Here is a 20942-nt window from a genome sequence, read left to right as displayed (position 1 = left end):
GTATTTGGCGTTGACTGGCCATCGACCGGATTCGGGCCGGTTACCAGCCGAAAATCGTCAGGTGCGCGGCGCCGACCAGCAAGCCGAGCAGCGCGCCGTGCAGGTACAACAGCCAGGCATCCTGCTCTACTGAGGCGTAGAACATCTCCATGAACTCCCCCGGCGTGAGGTCCTGGAGCTTGCGAGCGGCGAACTCATCGATCTTCTTGGCCTGTTCGAGGGTGAACTCCTCGTCCTCGACCAAGCTCGGAGCGAGCCCGACCGCCGCGCCCGCGGCGCCGACCTTGAGGTTGTCGAATTGGCGGCGGCCGAAGGCGACGCGCACGATCGAGGTGGTCGGGCCGAGTTGGCGATGGATCTCATCGGAGACCAGTCGCTCGATCAGCTGCCTGGTCTTATCGCCGTTCGGGCCGTCGAGCAGTTCCTTGGACAGGTTGGGCAGGGTCAGCACCTGGTAGGCGAGGATATGCGCGAGATCGGTCGCCGCCTGCGGCTGCCGCTTGGCCAGCAGCGCCTGCTTCCACAAATACTTGTAACGCGGCTGCGGGTCACCCGGTTCGAAGACCATTTTGACCGCGATGACATTCACGATCACGCCGATCGCCGCCGAGGCCAGCAGCACGATCACCCAACCCGGCACCCAGCCGAACACCGGAATGGTGTGGTGCACATGCATATACAGTGCGAGCAGCAGACCGAACGGCGCACCGAGCAGGCCGATGCGCACCATGAAACGCAATTCGGGGGCGGCGATGGTGGTCGTCAGATCCTTGAGGATGTACGGGTTTTCCCGCAGATACCGAATGACGAAGGATTTGATATCGATGAGCTTGTCGACATTGTCGCCGAGCGATTCGAAGGCCCGCTTGGTCAATGCCGGCAATTCGCGGTCCACCCGCTGATAGATGACCTGCTTCATCGCCCTCGGGACGCCCCGCCACAGGTCCGGATTCTCCCGATACATCACCTCGTCGACGATCGGTCTGACCTGCTTGCTCGCGAGTATCGCGAGGTAATCGGCAATACTCTCCAGATCGAGCTCGTGGATGAAATCCCGCGGACTGCCGATGCGCATCAACGCCTTGTCGACACAAATGCTGGCCATCTTCTCCGCACGCGCCGGAATGAATCCCTGGAATCCGAGCCGGCGGCCGTCACCGGAGAATGTCGGCAGCACCTGGACCCGCCGCGGAAAATACGGATACAGCACCTGCAGGCCAGGAATCCAGATTCCGCGAAAGATCACCGGCCAGAACAACATCAGCACACCGGTCCAGTTGGTGAGCCACCCGGCGAGCGCACTGAAAATCGGAAAGGTGATCAGGTCGACGGCGAACTTGGACAGACCGGTCAGCTCTTCCCAATCGATGAACACTCCGGATGTGAGCGTCGTCATCGTGGGATCCCCCTAAAGCCGCCCAAGTGCTGAGATATCTAGCTGCCAACATTCTCATTGGCTCCGACGGGGTGTCAATGCGGGACCGAGCCCGAGATCTTGCACCGCATCCATCGGCACGCGTTGCCTGCGTACGGTGTGCTTCCCTCAGCGCGATGCGTCCGGGCTCCGCCAGTGTCGCATCGAGCGCTGATCGCTCTGAGCGAACGTGGGCAGCGGTGTGGAACAAACGTGGAAGGCCCGGGGTTGACTGGACATCGCTCAACCTTTGGAAGGGTCGAACACGTGACTACACCACAGAACCTGCCGGTGCTGTTCCTGACCGATCCGATCGTGCTGCCGGGCATGGTCGTGCCCATCGAACTGGACGAATCGGCGCAGGCCGCCATCGACGCCGCGCGCGCCGCGAATACCGACGCGGTGCTGCTCGCGCCCCGATTGACCGAGGGCTACGCCTCCTATGGCGTCGTCGCCACCATCGAACAGGTGGGCCGGATGCGCGGTGGCGCGCCCGCCGCGGTGCTCAAGGCCGAACGGCGCGCCAAGATCGGCCACGGGGTCACCGGGCCGGGCGCCGCGCTGTGGGTCGAGGCCGAACCGGTGGAAACCCCCGCCGCCGACGGTCGCACCAAAGAGCTTGCCGCCGAATACAAGAAGCTGGTCGTTTCGGTGCTGCAGCGCCGCGAGGCCTGGCAGATCATCGATGCGGTCAACCAGCTGACCGATCCGTCGGCGATCGCCGATACCGCGGGCTACGCGCCGTACCTGACCGCTGACGAGAAGCGTGAACTGCTCGAAACCCCGGATACCGCACAGCGTTTGACCAAGCTGATCGAGTGGACCAAGGCGCATATCGCCGAGGCGGAGATCACCGAGAAGATCAGCGAGGATGTCCGCGAGGGCATGGAGAAGAGCCAGCGCGAATTCCTGCTGCGCCAGCAGCTCAATGCCATTCGCAAGGAACTCGGCGAGGACGAGCCGGACGGCGCCGACGACTACCGCACCCGGGTCGAGCAGGCCGATCTGCCCGATGACGTGCGCGCGGAGGCGTTGCGCGAGGTCGGTCGCCTGGAGCGGGCCAGCGATCAGAGCCCGGAATCCGGTTGGATCCGGACCTGGCTGGACACCGTCCTCGACCTGCCGTGGACCGTGAAAACCACCGATAGCACCGATGTTTCGGCCGCCCGCGCGGTGCTGGACGCCGATCACCACGGCCTGGACGAGGTCAAGGATCGTATGGTCGAGTACCTGGCCGTGCGCTCCCGCCGGGCCGCGCGCGGACTCGAGGTCGTCGGCGGACGTGGTTCCGGCGCCGTGCTCGCGCTGGTCGGTCCACCCGGCGTCGGCAAGACCTCGCTCGGTGAGTCGGTCGCGCGGGCCATGGGCCGCAAGTTCGTTCGGGTCGCCCTCGGCGGTGTGCGCGACGAGGCGGAGATCCGTGGTCACCGCCGCACCTACGTCGGTGCCCTGCCGGGCCGGATCGTGCGCGCCATCAAGGAGGCGGGATCGATGAATCCCGTTGTGCTGCTGGACGAGATAGATAAGGTCGGCTCGGACTTCCGCGGTGATCCGGCCGCGGCGCTGCTCGAGGTGCTGGATCCGGCGCAGAACCACACATTCCGCGATCACTACCTGGATCTGGATCTCGACCTGTCCGACGTGCTGTTCATCGCGACCGCGAATGTCATGGAGACCATTCCGGGCCCGCTGCTGGACCGCATGGAAATGATCACCGTCGACGGTTACACCGAGGACGACAAGGTGGCCATCGCCCGTGACTTCCTGGTGCCGCGGCAGCTGGAGCGCAATGCGCTTACCGCCGAGGAGGTTTCGATCACCGAAGCGGCATTGCGCGAGGTCGCGGCCAACTACACCCGGGAAGCCGGTGTGCGGCAGATGGAGCGGTTGATCGCGAAGGCATTGCGCAAGGCCGCGACTCGGCTGTCCGAGGACGGCAACGGTTCGGCCGACAATGTGGTGTCGCTGGGTTACGACGCCGAGCTGGGCTACGACTCGCCGGAGTCGTTGACCATCGACCTGGACAACCTGAAGGACTACCTGGGTCGCCCCCGGTTCACCCCGGATTCGGTGGAACGCACCGCGGTTCCCGGTGTGGCAACGGGCTTGGCGGTCACCGGTCTCGGCGGCGATGTCCTCTACATCGAGGCCAACGGCGCCGAGGGCGAGCGTGCGCTCACCCTGACCGGTCAGCTCGGTGATGTCATGAAGGAGTCGGCGCAGATCGCCCTCACCTACGTGCGCTCGCACCTGGCCGAGATCGGGATCGAGCCGTCGGTGCTGGATCGCAATATCCACATCCACTTCCCGGCGGGTGCGGTGCCGAAGGATGGACCGTCGGCGGGTGTCACCATGGTCACCGCCTTGGTGTCGCTGGCGCTCGGTCGGCAGGTGCGCGCGGATGTCGGCATGACCGGTGAGGTCACGCTGAACGGCCGGGTGCTGCCGATCGGCGGGGTGAAGCAGAAGCTGATGGCCGCGCAGCGCGCGGGGCTGAAGACGGTGTTCATCCCGGCCCGCAATGAGCCGGATCTGGACGACGTGCCCGCCGAGGTGCTGGCCGCCCTGGATGTGCGTCCGGTCGCCGATGTGGCCGACATCCTGGCCTACGCCATCGAGCCGGTCGCCGAACGGGCGCTTGCGGCTCCAGCCTTCGCGGCGAGCGCCTGACATCCGACGCGAACGGGCCGTACCCGCGGGTACGGCCCGTTTCGTACGCATGGTCGCCGTGACCGCCACGCAAGGGTGATGCAAGCCGATCAGCACACGATCGTGGCATGACTTCCATGCAGCGAATTCCCGTTCTCGTTGTCGGCGGCGGACTGGTCGGACTATCGGCCGCGCTGTTCCTCGAATATCACGATGTCCCTTACGTTCTCGTCGAAAAGCGGACCGAGGTATCGGCGTTGCCCAAGTCTCGCGGCGTGCACACCAGGACCGTCGAGCTGTTCCGCCAGGTCGGTGTCGAGGGACGGGTCGAGCAGGCCGCCACGACCGCATTGCGGGCGGGCAGCTTCGGCGGCTCGCGGCGGGGCACCAGCCTGATCGCGGCCGAGCCACTGGACCTGAGCCACTTGCGGGCGGCAATGGCGGCGGCCGATCCCAGCCCATCGCAGTTCTGCTTCCTGCCCCAGGACCTGCTCGAGCCGATACTCGCGGAGCAGGCCCGCGAACGCGGTGGCGATCTCCGATTCGGCGTCGAGGTCATCGATTTCGAAACCGACGACACGGGTGTCACCGCGACCGTGCGAGCCGAATCGGGCCGCAGTTCGGTTATCCGGGCCGACTACCTCATCGCGGCCGATGGTGCGGCCAGCCCGATCCGGAAGGCCTTGGATATCGCGGGCTGGGAGGTTCCGCCGACGCGCCACTACATCAATGTCTTCGCGCGGACGGATCTCACGGGTGTGCTCGGCGGTCGCACCTTCAGCCAGTGCGAGATCAGCAATGACTCCGTGCGCGCACTCGTCTTGTCCAAGAACAACACCGACGAATGGTCCTTCCAGCTCGAATACGACCCGAGCCGGGAGACGGCCGCGGACTATCCGGACGAGCGCTGTGTCGAGCTGATCCGCGCCGCGATCGGCGTATCCGATATCGAGGTCGAGGTGCTGGCGCGAAGCGCTTGGGACACCGGTAGTTTCGTGGCCGACGAGTATCGGCGCGGCCGTATCTTCCTCACCGGCGACGCCGCCCACCGGCACGCGCCATGGGGTGGGTTCGGCGGCAATACCGGTATCGCCGACGCACATAACCTGGTCTGGAAACTGGCCGCCGTGCTGTCGGGTACCGGCGGACCCGCACTGCTCGATTCCTATCAGGCCGAACGGTGGTCACGTGCGATCATCGCCGCCGAACAGGCCAATCTGGGTGATGACATCGAAACCCGCTACGGCATCGAAACCCCTGACAACGCGGACATTTTGGCGCGGCGGCTGGATTTCGCGGCGGTCATGTCGCGCTACCGGTACTCGTCGAGTGCGGTATTGCGCAAACCCGCACATTGCGTCGAATGGGTCGAGCCGCATGTCGATCGGTTGGCCGGACAGGTCGGCACGCGAGTCCCGCACCTGTGGCTCGACGCCGCGCACACCACCTCGACCTTGGATCTCTGTGGGCCCGGTTACGCGATACTGATCGCCGGAAAGTCGGCTGCCTGGCGCGACGCCGCGGCGGATGCGCAGCGCGCGACCGGTATCGAGATCGCCGTACACGGCTTGACCGCCGAATGGGGCGCCTGCACAGGTTTGCCGGAGGGGGGTGCGCTGCTGGTGCGCCCGGACGGGCATGTGGCCGCGCGCTCCGACGAGGGGCTCCATCCGAGGTCGCTGACCGAAACTCTGCGGTCGCTCACCGGCTGGTCGGTGTCGGTGCTGGACACCAAGGCCACTGTTTGATTTCGGCGCACCCCCTAGGCAAAGTCAGCTGTGCCGCAACGGACCTCAGTCGCCGTCGGAACCCAGTTCCCGCTCGACGGAACGTGCATTGCCCTGGGCGACCGCGCACAGTACCGGCTCCGAATCCGCGCTCTCGGCATAGATCTCACAGGAGACGACGGCCTGGCGGCGCGTCGACCCGGTGACGGTGGCCTCGGCGCGCAGTCGGGTACCGGCGGCGGGCCGCAGATAGGTGATGGTGAAGCCGCCGGTCAACACATTGGCGCCGAGCACCGTTCCGGCGGCGAAGGTGAGGGCGTTATCGGCCGCATAGGAGACCACCCCGCCGTGCACGAAGCCGAATTGTTGGCCCAGTTCAGGACGGATGGGAATGACGAGGGTCGCCGCGCCGTCGCCGAATGCGGTGATTTCGGTACCGACCAACTGCGCGAACGGCTGTGCGGCGAGCACCTGCTTCGCGAGGTCCAGGTCGAGGGCGATCGTTGGCATGGATGGCTCCGTTCAGTCGTCGGTTGTGCCAAGCGCCTGCCAGGCGGCGTCGGCGAGTTCGCGCGCGACATCGATAGGGGCGGTGCGGATTTCACCGCCGAGCCAGTGTCGCGAGTACTCCTGTGCCGGGCCTAGCCACAATGCGTAGACGAGGTCGAAATCGAGATCCCGCACCGCGCCGTAGCGAGCGTGGGTGCGCCACCAGCGCAGCACATTGCGCAGGAATTCCCGATTGCTGTCGCTATCGCGGACGCCGTGCGGCCGAGCCGAGGTGAGAACCTTTGCGCGGTATTGATTTTCGGTAACCCATCGCAGATGTTCGATGACACCGGCGGTGACGCCCGCGCGCGCATCGGTGCTTTCGCCGACGACCACCCAGAAGTGCTCCTGATAATCGGCGAGCGCGTGCGTCCACACCTCGCGATACAACTCCGCCTTATCCGGAAAGTGGTGGTAGAGCGCGCCGACACTGGCTCCGGCCGCGTCGCGGATCTGGGTCAGCGTGGTCTCCAGCGTCCCCCGTTCCGCGAACTGCCGCTCGGCCGCCAGCAGCAACCGATCTCGAATCTTCATGACCAGAATTTAGTTCTGTTTTGTGGACGGCGCAATCCCCGACCGGTATGGCCAATTTCCGCTGTTTGTCATGGTCATGCGGTAAGACCTATATATGCCCAGGTGGCTGCTGCACGTCGATCTCGACCAGTTCCAGGCGGCGGTGGAATTCCGCCGCCATCCGGAGCTGCGCGGCCTGCCGGTCATCGTCGGCGGCAACGGCGATCCAGACGAACCGCGCAAGGTGGTGACCTGCGCCTCGTATCCGGCCAGGGCATTCGGGGTGCGCGCCGGGATGGCATTGCGCTCGGCCAAGCGCAAATGTCCCGACGGGATCTTCCTGCCATTGGATATGGCCACCTATGAGGAGGCGTCCGACGAGGTCATGGCGCTGCTGCGGACCTTTCCCGGCCGCGTCGAGGTGTGGGGCTGGGACGAGGCCTTCCTCGCCGCGGATACCGACGATCCGGAGCAGCTCGCACGCGAAATACGCAGCGCCATCGCACAATTGGAGCTGACATGCGCCATCGGCATCGGTGACAACAAGCTCACGGCCAAGCTGGCGACCGGCTTCGCCAAATCCGCTGGCAAGTCCTCGGCCGCACCCGCCGATACCGATGGCGCGGCGGCGGGCGTCTTCCGGCTCACCGCCGCGAACTGGGTCGAGGTGATGGCGCACCGTCCGACAAATGCGCTGTGGGGCATCGGAAATCGGATCGCCGCACGGATGGCCGAACTCGGCATCGAAACCGTCGCCGACCTGATGGCCGCCGATCGTCAGCGCCTCGCCGCCGAATTCGGTCCGAATACCGGCCCGTATCTCTGGGTACTCGGCCACGGCAAGGGCGATACCGATGTCAGCACCGACCCGCGGATTCCGGTGGGCCGCAGTAAATCCGAGACCTTCCCACACGACCTGACCGATCCCGGGGAGATCCGCGCACAGGTGGCCCGACTGGCCACCGAGGTGGGCGAGGAGATGGCGGCCGCGGGTCGCATTCCACTGCGCGTCTCGGTGACCGTCCGCAGCAATACCTTCTACACCCGCAGCAAACAGGAGAAACTTCCCGAGCCGACCACCGATATCGCGGCCATCGTGGAAACCGCCCTGCGCATCATCGACCGATTCGAACTCGATCGCCCGGTTCGGCTGCTCGGCGTCCGCCTCGAACTCGTCCCGCAATAACCGGGGCCGATGCGAAGATCCACCCCGGCACCGGTCGACGCTCGTATGCTCGTCGGCATGAAGTTCTGGGCGATGGTGGCACAAGAATCGGACAGCGGGATCGTGCTCACGCGGCAGCAGGTCGACGAGGACTTCCTCGGGCCGGGTGAGGTCACGATCAAGGTGCACTACTCGAGCGCGAACTACAAGGACGGGCTGGCGATCACCGCGGGCGGTGGCGTGGTCCGGAATTATCCGATCATCCCCGGTATCGATATCACCGGTGAGGTCGTCACCTCCGAGGTCGACGATTTCGCACCCGGTGACCAGGTGGTGGCGCACGGCTACGACATCGGCGTTTCGCATCACGGCGGCTTCGCCGAGTACGCGCGGGTGCCCGCCGACTGGGTGGTCGAGCTCGACGGCCTCAGCACCCGTGACGCGGCCGCGCTCGGCACCGCCGGTTTCACCGCCGCACTCAGTGTGCAGGGGCTGCTCGATCACGAACTCACCCCGGAGACCGGCGCGGTGCTGGTCACCGGCGCGACCGGCGGTGTCGGCAGCGTGGCCATCGATATCCTGTCGGGTCTCGGCTTCGAGGTGATCGCCTCCACCGGAAAGACCGATGCGGGTGATCGGCTGGCCGAACTCGGCGCGAACGAGGTGATCGGCCGGTTGCCGGAGGATCCGGATGCGAAACTGCGTGCACTGTCCAAGGCCACCTGGGCCGGTGCGGTGGACAGCGTCGGCGGCAAATCCCTCGCCTATATCCTCAGCGCGATCGGCTACGGCGGTGCGGTGGCGGTGAGTGGCCTCACCGGTGGCTCGGAGCTGCCGACCACCGTCATGCCCTTCATCCTGCGCGGCGTATCGCTGCTCGGCATAGATTCCGCGTACGTCCCGATCGACAAGCGGCGCGCGCTGTGGGCTCGACTCGCCGATGATCTACGGCCCCAACATCTTTCGACCATCGAGAATTTCGCTCCGATCACCGAGGCCGAGCAGGTGCTGCACGCCATTCAGCACGGCAGCCACTCCGGTCGCACCGTATTCGGCGTCGCCGGGGAATTCTGACGGTATCCATCGAAGCCCGGATCGAGCCGGGCTTCGATGGGTTTCGGGCTCAGGCCGCGACTTCGACCGGCTCGTCCGCGAACTGTGTGCGGTAGAGCTCCGCATAGCGGCCGTCGGCGGCGAGCAGTTGGGGGTGCGTGCCGCGCTCCACGATTCGGCCGTCCTCGAGCACCAGGATCTGGTCGGCGGCCCGAATGGTGGAGAGTCGATGCGCGATGACCAGTGCGGTTCGGCCGTCCAGCGCCTCGGAAAGTGCCTCTTGGACGGCGGCTTCCGAGGTCGAGTCCAGCGAGGCGGTCGCCTCGTCCAGGATCACCACGCGCGGTTGCTTGAGCAGCAGCCGGGCAATGGTCAGTCGCTGGCGTTCACCGCCGGAGAGGCGGTAGCCGCGTTCGCCGACGACGGTATCCAGGCCGTCCTGCAGTGACGTGACCAGCTCACCCAACCGGGCCCGCTGCAGCGCATCCCACAGCTCGGCCTCGGTCGCCTCCGGTCGGGCCAGCAGGAGGTTGGCGCGGATGGTGTCGTGGAACAGGTGTCCGTCCTGGGTGACCAGGCCGACGGTGTCCCGGATGGAGGTCGTGGTCAGGTCGCGCACATCGGTACCGTTGAGCCGCACCGCACCGCCGTCCACATCGTAGAGCCGGGAAACAAGTTGGGCCACAGTGGATTTCCCGGCGCCCGAGGAACCCACCAGCGCGACGAGCTGACCGGGTTCGGCCCGCAGCGACACATTGTGCAGCACCTCCACCCCGCCGCGGGTATCCAGCGTCGCGACATCCTCTAGCGAGGCGAGCGACACCTTATCGGCCGACGGGTAGCCGAAGGTGACGTTATCCAGTTCCACCGCGACCGGCCCCGCGGGCAGCGTGACGGCATCCGGTGCGTCCTCGATCAGCGGTTTCAGATCCAGCACCTCGAAGACCCGCTCGAAGCTCACCAGCGCGGACATGATTTCCATCCGAGCGCTGGCCAGTGCGGTGAGCGGCGTGTAGAGGCGGGTCAGCAGCAGCGAAAGCGATACCACCGCACCGGCATCCAGCTGGCCGCGCAGCGCGTACCACCCGCCGAGCCCATAGACCAGGGCAAGTGCCAACGCCGAAACCAGGGTCAGCGACGTGACGAAAACCGTCTGCAGCATCGCCGTGCGCACCCCGATATCGCGCACCCGACGCGCCCGCACCGCGAATTCGTCCGACTCCTGCTGCGGCCGTCCGAACAGCTTCACCAACGTCGCGCCGGGTGCGGAGAAACGTTCGGTCATCTGGGTGCTCATCGCCGCATTGAGGCCAGCGGCTTCCCTCTGCAATCCGGCCAGCCGGTTGCCCATCCGCCGCGCCGGAACCACGAAAACCGGCAGCAGCACCAGCGCGAGCAGCGTGATCTGCCAGGAGATGCGGACCATGACGGCGAGCGTCAGGGCGAGGGTGACCAGATTCGTGACGACACCGGAGAGTGTGTCGCTGAACGCGCGCTGTGCCCCGATCACATCGCTGTTCAGGCGGCTGACCAGCGCTCCGGTGCGAGTGCGGGTGAAGAACGCGACCGGCATCTTCTGCACATGATCGAACACGGCCGTGCGCAGATCCAGGATCAGCCCCTCACCGATCCGCGAGGACAGCCAGCGAATGATCACCCCGAGTGCGGCATCGACCACCGCGAGGGCGCCGATCAGGACGGCGAGAGTGACCACGACGCGCGGCGCCGCGCCACCGACGGTGTCGTTGACCACCCGACCCGCCAGCACCGGCGTCGCCACCGCGAGCAGTGCGGACACCACGCTGAACAGCAAGAACGCACCGATCCGGCGGCGATGCGGCCGCGCGAACCGCAGAATGCGCCGCGCCGTCGCGAGCCGGAACGGCCGCTGCTCCTGCGGTGCGTTCGCCCGCCGATACATCTGGCTCCAGGCCACCGATTCGATACTCACTGTGCTGCTCCCTCTCGCTCCCCACCCATCGAACACCTGGCCACCGACACTAAGACCTCAACAAAGGTTGAGCGCAAGTCCATTCCGCCCGAATTCCGCGCACAGCGAAACCGCGGCACCGCGTCCTCAGCACCCGCCACAGGGTGCGGATCCGGCATGGGTGTGCGAATCCGAACACGAGTGCGGATTCGGAGCAGGGTGCGGATCCAGACATAGGGTCCGGATGCGGCGCGGGTGGTCGGGGATGTGCGTGCATAGGCTGGTGGGGTGAGCGAGGACCAGATGTCCGATGCGTTGCGTCGCAGGATCGCGGGTGAGGTCGACGCGTCCTTGCGTCGGCGCGCCGAATACTCCTCGGATGCGTCGAATTATCGGGTGCTCCCGGCCGCGGTTGTTTTTCCGCGCGGGACCGAGGATGTGGCGTGCACGCTCGAATTCGCGAGGGGCAATGGGCTGTCGGTTACCGCGCGGGGTGCGGGGACGTCGGTGGCGGGCAATGCCGTCGGTCCCGGGATCGTGCTGGACTTCAGCCGGTATATGAACGGCATCGGTGAGCTGGATCCGGAACGGCGCATCGCACGCGTTCAGCCCGGTGTCGTCCTCGCGGAATTACAGCGCAAGGCCGCAGTGCACGGATTGCGGTTCGGGCCCGATCCGTCGACGCAGAATCGGTGCACGCTGGGCGGGATGATCGGCAACAATGCGTGCGGACCACATGCGGTGGCCTGGGGGCGCACCTCGGATAATGTGCGTGAGCTGCGCATACTGGACGGGACGGTCGCCGAACGGACGCTGGCGGCCGACCCGTCCGCGATTCCCGGCCTGCCCGAATTCACCAGGGCGAGTCTCGCGGTGATCCGCACCGAACTCGGCCGATTCGACCGGCAGGCCTCCGGCTACGGGCTGGAACATTTACTGCCGGAACGGGGTTCGGCGGTTGCGAAGTCGTTCGTCGGCACCGAGGGGACTTGCGGGTTGCTGCTCGAAGCGACGGTGGATCTGGTCCCGTTGCCGAAGGCCACCGTCCTCACGGTGCTCGGCTATCCCGATATCGCCACGGCCGCAGACGATGTCGCGGCGGTGATGGCCTGCGATCCCCTTGCGGTAGAGGGCATAGACGCGCGACTTGTCGACATCGTGCGCGTGCACCGCGGCGCCACCAGCGGTGTGCCGGAACTGCCGCGCGGTAGCGGCTGGCTGTTCGTCGAGTCCGCCGGTGATACTCCCGCCGAGGCATATGCCACGGCCGAGAAGCTCTGCCGAACCGTCGACGCGCTGGACTCCCGGATTGTCACCGATCCCGGTGTCGCCGCGGCACTGTGGCGAATCAGGGCGGAGGGCGCCGGACTGGCCGGCCGCACTCCGGCGGGTCATCCGGCCTGGCCGGGCTGGGAGGATGCGGCCGTCCCGCCGCAGCATCTCGGTGCGTACCTGCGCGATTTCGCAACGTTGACACAGGACCACGGCGTGGACGGACTGCTCTACGGTCACGTCGGCGACGGGTGTATCCACGTCCGTCTCGATTTGCCGATCGCCGATGCGCCGCAACGCTTTCGGCGCTTCATCCAGGACGCGACCGAGCTGGTGGTCCGCTACGGCGGCTCACTCTCGGGCGAGCACGGCGACGGCCGGGCCCGTTCGGAATTGCTCTCGATCATGTACTCCCAGGACGCACTCGACGTATTCGCCGGATACAAGGCGCTTTTCGATCCGGACGATGTGTTGAACCCGGGCGTGCTGGTCGATGCGCGCCCCATCGATTCCGATCTGCGACTGGTCGGGGTGCGACCTGCCACAGGTCAGGCTGGTTTCGCATTTCCGCACGACAACGGCGATATCGCCACCGCCGTGCATCGCTGCGTCGGTATCGGCAAATGCCGCGCCGACACCCGCGCGGCCGGTGGTTTCATGTGCCCGTCGTATCTGGCCACCGCCGACGAGAAAGACAGCACTCGCGGTCGTGCGCGGGTGCTGCAGGAGGTGGTGCGCGGCGCGCTCCCCTGGTCCTCCGAGGCGGTCGCCGAATCACTCGATCTGTGCCTGTCCTGCCGGGCATGTCGCTCCGACTGCCCGGCCGGGGTCGATATGGCGACCTATAAATCCGAGGCGCTCTATCGTCGCTATCGGCATCGCCCGCGTCCGATCGATCACTACGCTCTGGGTTGGCTGCCGCGCTGGCTCGGTGTCGCCGGTCGCATGCCGCGAGCGGTGAATACGTTGGCCGAAATCGGGTGGTTGCGCCGAATCGCCCTGCGTGTGGGCGGAATTGATCCGCGCCGTGCGGTACCGCGACTGGCCGAGCGCAGTTTCCGCAGGAACTGGCACGACCGGCAGGATGCGGGCGCGGCACCCGAGGTGCTGCTGTGGATCGACACCTTCACCGACGCCTTCGACCCCGAAATAGCCCAGGCCGCAGTGCAACTGATGGAATCGCTCGGCTATCGAGTCCGCATTCCGCGACGGCGCGTGTGCTGCGGTCTCACCTGGATCAGCACCGGACAACTCGACGGTGCTCGGGCCCGGCTGCGCGCAACACTGACCGAACTGGATGAGCATGTGCGAGGGGGTGGCGTCATCGTCGGCCTCGAGCCGTCCTGCACCGTGGTGCTGCGCGCGGACCTGCCGGAACTGCTACCGGATGACCCGCGCGCGGCCGCGACCGCCGCCGCCGTGCGGACCCTCGCCGAATTCCTTGCCGAACAGCCGAACTGGCGGCCGCCAGCGCGACCGGGAAAGTCGGTGGTCGTCCAACCGCATTGCCATCACCATGCCGTGCTCGGCTTCGAAGAAGATCGCCAACTATTAGCTAGCATGCAGATAAATGTGACAGAGGTCACCGGCTGCTGCGGTCTTGCCGGGAACTTCGGAATGCAATCCGACCACTACGACATTTCGGTCGCCGTCGCCGAGAATGGCCTGCTGCCCGCACTGCGAAGTGCCGACGATGATTCGATCTTGATAGCCGACGGGTTCTCATGTCGAACCCAAGCCATGCAGCTGAGCGGCCGCCGAGGGCTACACCTCGCGCAATTCCTGCTCGGCGAGTGAGCCTCAGCTGCCGAACGGCAGCGTGCCGGGCGGGATCTGGTAACCCGAGCTACCCGCGGAAACCGCACCCCAGGCATTGAGCAACCAGTTGAGCGCGTTGGTGATCATTTCCTACCTCCGATATGGCGACTGCCAGCTGTTTGCCGAACGCATCAATATCGCCACCGTTATTCGTCGCGTTACAAAATAGCCGGGATCTGCGATTATGCCGAATCGGTATGGCAAATCGCACATTCGGACCGAAATAATTGTCAGCCGGGCGACATTCGAGGCCCGCGCGCCAGCCACCCGGCCAGCGGGGCACAATGAGTCGGTGCGCAATCAGACGGCCGCGCCGGACCTGAGCCGGGCAGGCCTGACCAGGACGGTCACGGCTGAACGGCCGATCGATCTCGCGCCCACCCTCGCGCCCCTGTCCCGCGGCCGTGGCGACCCGTGTCACCAGCTCACCCACGACGGCGCGCACTGGCATGCCTCCCGGATGCCGACCGGCCCGGTCACCTACCGCCTGACCCAGTCCGATCGCCACACCGTCGACGCCCGCGCCTGGGGTCCGGGCGCGACCGAATTCCTCGACGGACTCGACCACATGCTGTGCCTGGACGAGGACGTCTCCGACTTCGCGCCCGAACATCCGAAGATCGTCGACGCGCACCGCCGCTTTCCCGGACTGCGCATGCTGCGCACCCGCCTGGTCTTCGAGGCATTGGTGCCCGCCGTGCTGGAACAGAAGGTGCACACCGTCTCGGCCCGCGCGTCGTGGCGAAAGCTGGTGCGGCAGTTCGGATCTCCCGCACCCGGCCCGGCGCCCGCCGGGCTGCTGCTGCCGCCCGACGCCGACACCTGGCGCACGATCCCGTCCTGGACCTGGCACCGCGCCAATGTCGGCCCACAGCGCGCGCAGACAATCGTGCGCGCCGCCCGGGTGGCGGACGCGCTGGAACGGGCGGCGGCCGAAAGTCCGGCCGAAGCCGCCCGTCGCCTGCGCACAGTGCCCGGCATCGGGGTGTGGACCGCCGCCGAGATCGGGCAGCGCGCCTTCGGTGACGCGGATGCCCTCTCGGTCGGCGACTACCACTTGGCGGCCATCGTCGGCTGGACCCTGCTCGGCGAACCCATCGACGATGACGCGATGGTCGAATATCTGGAACCGCTACGGCCACATCGCTATCGGGCCGTCCGCCTGCTGGAGATCAGCGGTTACGCGCACAAGCCGAAGTTCGGCCCGCGCACCCCGCTCACCGATCACACCTGGCACTGAGCGGATCCGCTGGACCGCTCGTTTCGGTAGGCCGTATTTCGTCCGCGCGACAGCGTGACGTCGATGTGCCAGGGACTCCGCGGTCACCCAGCGCAGCACCCGAATGCAGTCGGCAAGCACCTCCGGTATGCCCGCCGGCTCGGCGTGCGACCTCATAACGGCAGCGCGCGCTCATCCAGCACGCATTTGCCGGCCTCGACCAGCGTGGTCCGCGCCGCACGGCGGACCAGGCACCGGTCGACGGTGCAGTCGATATGCAATTGCATTGCGGCGTGGGCTTGTTCGGTGGTCAGCACACCAGGGTCGTTTCCGCAGGCCAATAGGGATGCGACGGGCATGTGCAGGTTGGTGAGTTGCATCAGGCGACCTCCGCCCGGCGGCGCACCGAGCGGACATGTCGGGTGTATCGGGAGATCGGTCCCTGATCCCATGGGGCCTGTCGAACCGCCATACCCACCGCCTCGAGTACGGTCAGGCCGACCTCGTCCGCGAGATCGCCGACCGCGGCGAACAGCGATGGCACAACTTCAGCAACCTTCAGTGCGGCGACCGCTTGGTCGCAGGTCAGCGTGCGTCCGGGCAAATAGGAAACCACCCAGCTCTGCTCCCCGACGCTGCGGGCGCGATGCGGGGTCAAATCGCTGGTCATCAAGGACGACGCTATGACACTTACAGCCATGACTCCTCGTTCCTACGTGCGATTCCTGCGACGCTCGCGACGCGCCCGGAGGCGTTAGCTTGCGTGACCACGGAGGGCGCCGCGAGCGTCGCCATCGAATACTGTGTGTGCCCGGAGGTTTCACAGGAGGAGGGAAGGGCGCCTGATCCGCTCCGGGCACACTCCCAGCACACCATCGCGGTAGGTCGCGAACAGCGTCCTTGGTGGATATCCAAAGATTTGAGGCGAATTCCCAGCACAAAACCCAGCAGGAAAGGGAGGATTCTCCATAGTGGACGAAAAAGCCCTCTGCCCAAGCGAAGTGACGGGGAACCGAGCTTGTGGGTCGCCCCCGGAGCAAACCCTTGGGTGAGCATCCGAGCCCGCGGCGTGAGTGACGGGCCCGGAGGCGGGAGCCTGCGTGACCACGTAGGGGCCCGGGAGTGTCGCAGTTGAATACAGAACGGAGCGTGCTGTGTCAGCGAATTCGGCAAGAGCGTCGGAAACTCCGGACCGGCTATCCCCTGAGAACGCCGCCTCCACTCTACCCAGACGCCAGCTCGGCAGATACCTCAGGGACTGGCGCACCCAGTCGGGCCTCACCATCGCGGAGGCGTCCAGGCTGATGGAGTGGGGCGCAAGCACGTTGCAGCGCTTGGAAAAAGGCCAGGCCGACCGCATTCGAACCATCGATATCCAAGAACTGTGTCGCATCTACGGCATACCGGACGAACTGTCCGACGGTCTGAAGGGCCTCGCTCAGCAAGCCGCCGTCAAGAGCTGGTGGCATGCCTACGGCGATCTCATCCCCGAAAACTTCGACATCTATGTCGGTTTGGAGGCATCGGCGCACAAACTCACCTCCTACCAGTCCGAAATCGTACTCGGCCTACTACAGATCGCCGACTACGCCAGAGCCCTCAATCGTCTCGGCTACCCGAACGAATCGGACGCCGAGATCGAACGCCGGGTCCAATTGCGTATGCAGCGTCAGGCTTTGATCACCCGCAAGGTCGCACCGGCGACGGTGAACGTGATTTTGCACGAGTCGGTTTTGCGCCGGGTGGTCGGTGGCGCCAAGGTGATGGCGGCGCAGCTACGTCATCTCGCCGATATCAGTACCCAACCCAATATCTCGCTGCGTATTCTGCCGTTCACGGCCGGTGTTCCGCTCGGAGTGTCCACCGGACCGTTCACGGTTCTCGAATTCGGTATCGATAGCAAGGGCCAGCCGATCGAGCCGCCGGTGGTGTACGCGGAGGGCTTCACGGGGGATCTTTACCTCGAAAGACATGCGGATGTCCGGCGGTACGATCGTGCGCACGAGTGCCTCCAGCGCTGCGCGCTGGATATTCAACCCAGTAGACATCTGCTCCGGCAGATAGCGAAGGAGTATGTGGCATGAGTATGGATTTGGTTGGCGCGCAATGGTTCAAGAGCACCCGCAGCGGTGCGGGCAAGGACTGCGTCGAGGTCGCCTTTCTCGCGGGTGGCCGGGTCGGCGTACGCGACAGCAAAAATCCCGGCGGACCTGCCCTCGTCTTCGGCACGGGCGCATGGGACGCTTTCACCGCAGGTGTTGCGGACGGCGAGTTCTGAGGAGTTGCGGGCGTGAGCATCAACGAGGGCGCGAAAGTAGATCTGACCGGTGCGGTCTGGCGTAAGGCCGGGGAGGGCGCGGGTAAGGACAGCGTCGAGGTGGCGCTATTGGATGCCGGGCACGTAGCGCTGCGCGACGGTAAGGATCCCGAGGGCCCGGTCCTGGTCTTCACGCCTGGTGAGTGGGCCGCCTTCACGGCGGGTGTGCACGATGGTGAGTTCGACCGGCCGCAGTCGTAGGGCGATGGACCCGGCGGTGTCGTGCCCGCCGGGTCCGGTCACCTGAGCGCGGACCGGACGCCGCAGTAATGATCGGATGTGCGCGGAAAGATCACGAAATAGCGCAGATTCGACAACGAAATCGCGTTTGCCGAGGGTCATTACGGGTAGCCCACTTCTTGTGGACCGTGGGCTCAAGAGTTCCCATCCCCGGTACAAGAAATTGCGGCCGGGCGATTGGGTTGAATGGCTGATCGTGGCACTGCTTTTCGCGGTGTCCGCGGTCGGCGTATTCGTCCTGACCGGCTCGTTCCTCTCGGCGCTTTTCGTCGGGGTGCTCGTGTGGGTCGTCGCCGTGGGCGTTGTGACGTTGTTATAAGGGTGCGCCGACCGGCCGGGTATTTCTACCCCGGCCGGTGGTCCACTATTGGTTGATCAGCGCCGGAAGAGCTTGTTGCCCAACCAGACCAGCGGATCGTATTTCTTGTCCGCCACCCGTTCCTTCATCGGAATCAGGGCATTATCGGTGATCTTGATGTGCTCCGGGCAGACCTCGGTGCAGCATTTGGTGATATTGCAGAGTCCGAGCCCCTGCTCTTCCTGAGCCAGATCGCGACGGTCGGCCACATCGAGCGGATGCATCTCCAATTCGGCGATCCGCATGAGGAAGCGCGGACCGGCGAACGCCTCCTTGTTCTCCTCGTGGTCGCGGACCACGTGACAGGTGTTCTGGCACAGGAAACATTCGATGCACTTGCGGAACTCCTGGGAGCGCTCCACATCGACCTGCTGCATCCGGTAGTCGCCCGGCTTCAGATCCACCGGCGGCGTGAAAGACGGTATCTCCCTTGCCTTCTGGTAGTTGAACGACACATCGGTCACCAGATCCCGGATCACCGGGAAGGTGCGCATCGGCGTGACGGTGATCAGCTCGTCCGGCTGGAAGGTCGACATCCGGGTCATGCACAGCAGCCGCGGTCGACCGTTCACCTCGGCCGAACACGAACCGCATTTACCGGCTTTACAATTCCACCGCACCGCGAGATCCGGGGCCTGGGTGGCCTGCAGCCGGTGGATGATGTCGAGTACCACCTCGCCCTCGTTCACTTGGACGGTGAAGTCCTGCAATTCCCCGCCGTCGATATCACCGCGCCACACGCGGAATTTGGCGTCGTAACCCATTCTTACGCCTCGCCTTCCGTGGCCGAAACCGAACCCGCCGGATGGGAGGCGAGTTCGGCTGGGTTGTAATACTTTTCGAGCTCACCCAGATCGAAGAGCGCGAGCAGGTCGTCCCGCATCGGGATCTGGTCTTCCGGGGTGACCCGCACGCCGGGCACCGGTCCGTCCGCATCGGCGGGATCGATCGCGCACACCAGCAACTTGTTGCGCCACTCCGGATCCATCGCGGGGAAATCGTCGCGGGTATGTCCGCCGCGACTCTCGGTGCGCAGCAGTGCCGCCTGCGCCACACATTCGCTGATCAGCAGCATATTGCGCAGATCGAGGGCCAGGTGCCAGCCCGGGTTGAACTGCCGGTGGCCCTCCACCGTGACGCTGTTGAAGCGGGTCCGCAGTTCGGCGAGGCGATCGATGGCCTCCTGCAATTCGTGTTCCTTGCGGATGATGCCGACCAGGTCGTTCATCGCCTGCTGCAGATCGGTGTGCAGGGTGTAGGGGTTCTCTCCGGTCCCTTCGGCGGGCGGATCGAACGGCGCCACAGCGGCTTTCGCTGCCGCATCGATATCGGCATCGGCCACCGCGGGCCGCGCGGACAGTTGTTCGACGTAGGTCGCGGCGCCGAGTCCGGCCCGCCGCCCGAATACCAGCAGATCGGACAGCGAATTGCCGCCGAGCCGATTCGAGCCGTGCATACCGCCGGAACACTCACCCGCGGCGAACAAGCCGGGCACGGTCGCCGCACCGGTATCCGGATCGACCTCGATGCCGCCCATCACGTAGTGGCACGTCGGACCGACCTCCATCGGCTCCTTCGTAATGTCCACGTCCGCAAGCTCTTTGAACTGATGATGCATCGAGGGAAGCCGTCGCCGGATCTCCTCGGCGGGCAGGCGCGAGGCGATATCCAGGTACACGCCACCGTGTTCGGTGCCGCGTCCCGCCTTCACCTCCGAGTTGATGGCGCGGGCCACTTCGTCGCGCGGCAGCAGATCCGGTGTGCGGCGGGCGGAGTCGTTATCGCGCAACCATTGATCGGCTTCTTCCTCGGTCTCGGCGTACTGGCCCTTGAAGACCGGCGGAATGTACTCGAACATGAACCGCTTGCCTTCGGTGTTCTTGAGCACCCCACCGTCGCCGCGCACGCCCTCGGTGACCAGGATGCCCTTCACACTGGGCGGCCAGACCATGCCGGTCGGATGGAACTGCAGGAATTCCATATTGATCAGCGTCGCGCCGGCCCGCAGTGCCAGCGCGTGGCCGTCACCGGTGTACTCCCACGAGTTCGAGGTGACCTTGTAGGACTTGCCGATGCCGCCGGTCGCGACCACCACGGCGGGCGCCTCGAACAGCACGAACCGGCCGGATTCTCGCCAGTATCCGAACGCACCGGCGATCCGGTCGCCGTCCTTGAGCAATTCGGTGATGGTGCATTCGGCGAAAACCTTGATGCGCGACTCGTAGTCGCCGGTCTCCGCGAAATCCTCCTGCTGCAGCGAAACGATCTTCTGCTGCATGGTCCGGATGATCTCGAGTCCGGTCCGGTCGCCGACGTGCGCCAGTCGCGGGTAGGTGTGGCCACCGAAGTTGCGCTGGCTGATCCGGCCGTCGGCGGTCCGATCGAACAGCGCCCCATAGGTTTCCAGTTCCCACACCCGGTCGGGCGCCTCCTGGGCGTGCAATTCGGCCATGCGCCAGTTGTTGAGGAACTTGCCCCCACGCATAGTGTCCTTGAAATGGGTTTGCCAGCTGTCCTTTTCATTGGCATTACCCATCGATGCGGCGCATCCGCCCTCGGCCATCACGGTGTGCGCCTTGCCGAACAACGACTTGCACACCACCGCGACGGAGAGACCGTGTTCGCGTGCTTCGATCACCGCGCGCAGTCCGGCGCCCCCGGCACCGATGACGACGACGTCGTACTTGTGCCGTTCCACTTCTGGCATGGCCGCGAAAC

The 20942-nt window shown here is 65.7% G+C and carries 18 protein-coding genes; 10 read left to right on the top strand and 8 right to left on the bottom strand.

Going from position 1 to position 20942, the window contains the following annotated elements:
- Positions 1-40 precede the first annotated feature (40 nt).
- Positions 41-1396 (bottom strand): hypothetical protein, encoded by a 1356-nt coding sequence (locus ACQP1T_RS38315; protein WP_433757831.1) that lies wholly within the window; start codon positions 1394-1396, stop codon positions 41-43.
- A 285-nt stretch (positions 1397-1681) separates the two neighbouring features.
- On the opposite strand from ACQP1T_RS38315, the gene lon reads away from it, so the two are divergent.
- Both lon and ACQP1T_RS38305 read left to right on the top strand, forming a co-directional pair.
- Complete coding sequence (gene lon / locus ACQP1T_RS38310) at positions 1682-4084, top strand: endopeptidase La (RefSeq protein ID WP_433757830.1); 2403 nt, start codon at positions 1682-1684, stop codon at positions 4082-4084.
- A 107-nt stretch (positions 4085-4191) separates the two neighbouring features.
- Positions 4192-5811, top strand: a complete 1620-nt coding sequence (locus tag ACQP1T_RS38305) for an FAD-dependent monooxygenase (RefSeq protein ID WP_433757829.1) — start codon at positions 4192-4194, stop codon at positions 5809-5811.
- Between the two features lie 45 nt (positions 5812-5856).
- Here ACQP1T_RS38305 and ACQP1T_RS38300 read toward each other — a convergent pair whose 3' ends face one another.
- Positions 5857-6300: a PaaI family thioesterase gene (locus ACQP1T_RS38300; protein WP_433757828.1), complete on the bottom strand. Its 444-nt coding sequence runs from the start codon at positions 6298-6300 to the stop codon at positions 5857-5859.
- A gap of 12 nt (positions 6301-6312) precedes the next feature.
- Positions 6313-6873 (bottom strand): TetR/AcrR family transcriptional regulator, encoded by a 561-nt coding sequence (locus ACQP1T_RS38295; protein WP_433757827.1) that lies wholly within the window; start codon positions 6871-6873, stop codon positions 6313-6315.
- A 94-nt stretch (positions 6874-6967) separates the two neighbouring features.
- On the opposite strand from ACQP1T_RS38295, the gene ACQP1T_RS38290 reads away from it, so the two are divergent.
- Positions 6968-8038, top strand: coding sequence for a DNA polymerase IV (locus ACQP1T_RS38290; protein WP_433757826.1), 1071 nt, complete (start codon positions 6968-6970; stop codon positions 8036-8038).
- Between the two features lie 57 nt (positions 8039-8095).
- On the top strand, positions 8096-9091 hold the full coding sequence (locus ACQP1T_RS38285) for an oxidoreductase (RefSeq protein ID WP_433757825.1): 996 nt from the start codon (positions 8096-8098) through the stop codon (positions 9089-9091).
- 49 nt (positions 9092-9140) lie between these two features.
- Here the strand turns inward: ACQP1T_RS38285 and ACQP1T_RS38280 are convergent, their stop codons facing one another.
- Positions 9141-11021, bottom strand: coding sequence for an ABC transporter ATP-binding protein (locus ACQP1T_RS38280; RefSeq protein WP_433757824.1), 1881 nt, complete (start codon positions 11019-11021; stop codon positions 9141-9143).
- A 282-nt stretch (positions 11022-11303) separates the two neighbouring features.
- Between ACQP1T_RS38280 and ACQP1T_RS38275 the strand changes: the two genes are divergently transcribed.
- Together ACQP1T_RS38275 and ACQP1T_RS38270 are read left to right on the top strand one after the other, a co-directional pair.
- Entirely contained in the window at positions 11304-14069 is a 2766-nt protein-coding gene (locus tag ACQP1T_RS38275; protein ID WP_433762536.1) for an FAD-binding and (Fe-S)-binding domain-containing protein, read from the top strand.
- A 313-nt stretch (positions 14070-14382) separates the two neighbouring features.
- Positions 14383-15330, top strand: coding sequence for a DNA-3-methyladenine glycosylase family protein (locus ACQP1T_RS38270; RefSeq protein ID WP_433757823.1), 948 nt, complete (start codon positions 14383-14385; stop codon positions 15328-15330).
- A gap of 152 nt (positions 15331-15482) precedes the next feature.
- Here ACQP1T_RS38270 and ACQP1T_RS38265 read toward each other — a convergent pair whose 3' ends face one another.
- On the bottom strand, positions 15483-15689 hold the full coding sequence (locus tag ACQP1T_RS38265) for a hypothetical protein (protein WP_433757822.1): 207 nt from the start codon (positions 15687-15689) through the stop codon (positions 15483-15485).
- Positions 15689-15979, bottom strand: a complete 291-nt coding sequence (locus tag ACQP1T_RS38260; protein ID WP_433757821.1) for a hypothetical protein — start codon at positions 15977-15979, stop codon at positions 15689-15691. The genes ACQP1T_RS38265 and ACQP1T_RS38260 overlap by 1 nt, the downstream gene beginning before the upstream one ends.
- A 484-nt stretch (positions 15980-16463) precedes the next feature.
- Here ACQP1T_RS38260 and ACQP1T_RS38255 point away from each other — a divergent pair, with 484 nt between their 5' ends.
- The 4 genes from ACQP1T_RS38255 (at position 16464) to ACQP1T_RS38240 (ending at position 18185) form a co-directional block, all read left to right on the top strand.
- The gene (locus ACQP1T_RS38255; protein ID WP_433757820.1) at positions 16464-17393 is read left to right on the top strand and encodes a helix-turn-helix domain-containing protein; all 930 of its coding nucleotides are present in this window, start codon (positions 16464-16466) and stop codon (positions 17391-17393) included.
- Positions 17390-17587: a DUF397 domain-containing protein gene (locus ACQP1T_RS38250; RefSeq protein ID WP_433757819.1), complete on the top strand. Its 198-nt coding sequence runs from the start codon at positions 17390-17392 to the stop codon at positions 17585-17587. Before ACQP1T_RS38255 ends, ACQP1T_RS38250 begins: the two co-directional genes overlap by 4 nt.
- Before the next feature lie 12 nt (positions 17588-17599).
- On the top strand, positions 17600-17827 hold the full coding sequence (locus tag ACQP1T_RS38245; protein WP_433757818.1) for a DUF397 domain-containing protein: 228 nt from the start codon (positions 17600-17602) through the stop codon (positions 17825-17827).
- A gap of 235 nt (positions 17828-18062) precedes the next feature.
- On the top strand, positions 18063-18185 hold the full coding sequence (locus tag ACQP1T_RS38240) for a hypothetical protein (RefSeq protein WP_433757817.1): 123 nt from the start codon (positions 18063-18065) through the stop codon (positions 18183-18185).
- A 56-nt stretch (positions 18186-18241) separates the two neighbouring features.
- On the opposite strand, the gene ACQP1T_RS38235 is transcribed toward ACQP1T_RS38240, so the two are convergent.
- Complete coding sequence (locus ACQP1T_RS38235) at positions 18242-18988, bottom strand: succinate dehydrogenase/fumarate reductase iron-sulfur subunit (RefSeq protein ID WP_433757816.1); 747 nt, start codon at positions 18986-18988, stop codon at positions 18242-18244.
- 2 nt (positions 18989-18990) lie between these two features.
- Positions 18991-20931 (bottom strand): fumarate reductase/succinate dehydrogenase flavoprotein subunit, encoded by a 1941-nt coding sequence (locus ACQP1T_RS38230; protein WP_433757815.1) that lies wholly within the window; start codon positions 20929-20931, stop codon positions 18991-18993.
- Positions 20932-20942: the final 11 nt, after the last annotated feature.

Origin of the sequence: Nocardia sp. CA-135398, assembly GCF_050955845.1 — a bacterium.
Lineage (GTDB): Bacteria > Actinomycetota > Actinomycetes > Mycobacteriales > Mycobacteriaceae > Nocardia.
The sequence above is the reverse complement of the archived record's forward strand: the minus strand, read 5'-3'. Positions and strand labels throughout refer to the sequence as shown.

Bases quoted from the DNA above. Each gene is read 5' to 3' on its own strand.
- ACQP1T_RS38315 (WP_433757831.1), bottom strand. From the start codon at position 1,396: ATGACGACGCTCACATCCGGAGTGTTCATCGATTGGGAAGAGCTGACC.
- ACQP1T_RS38305 (WP_433757829.1), top strand. From the start codon at position 4,192: ATGACTTCCATGCAGCGAATTCCCGTTCTCGTTGTCGGCGGCGGACTG.
- ACQP1T_RS38300 (WP_433757828.1), bottom strand. From the start codon at position 6,300: ATGCCAACGATCGCCCTCGACCTGGACCTCGCGAAGCAGGTGCTCGCC.
- ACQP1T_RS38295 (WP_433757827.1), bottom strand. From the start codon at position 6,873: ATGAAGATTCGAGATCGGTTGCTGCTGGCGGCCGAGCGGCAGTTCGCG.
- ACQP1T_RS38290 (WP_433757826.1), top strand. From the start codon at position 6,968: ATGCCCAGGTGGCTGCTGCACGTCGATCTCGACCAGTTCCAGGCGGCG.
- ACQP1T_RS38285 (WP_433757825.1), top strand. From the start codon at position 8,096: ATGAAGTTCTGGGCGATGGTGGCACAAGAATCGGACAGCGGGATCGTG.
- ACQP1T_RS38275 (WP_433762536.1), top strand. From the start codon at position 11,304: ATGTCCGATGCGTTGCGTCGCAGGATCGCGGGTGAGGTCGACGCGTCC.
- ACQP1T_RS38265 (WP_433757822.1), bottom strand. From the start codon at position 15,689: ATGCAACTCACCAACCTGCACATGCCCGTCGCATCCCTATTGGCCTGC.
- ACQP1T_RS38260 (WP_433757821.1), bottom strand. From the start codon at position 15,979: ATGACCAGCGATTTGACCCCGCATCGCGCCCGCAGCGTCGGGGAGCAG.
- ACQP1T_RS38250 (WP_433757819.1), top strand. From the start codon at position 17,390: ATGAGTATGGATTTGGTTGGCGCGCAATGGTTCAAGAGCACCCGCAGC.
- ACQP1T_RS38235 (WP_433757816.1), bottom strand. From the start codon at position 18,988: ATGGGTTACGACGCCAAATTCCGCGTGTGGCGCGGTGATATCGACGGC.
- ACQP1T_RS38230 (WP_433757815.1), bottom strand. From the start codon at position 20,931: ATGCCAGAAGTGGAACGGCACAAGTACGACGTCGTCGTCATCGGTGCC.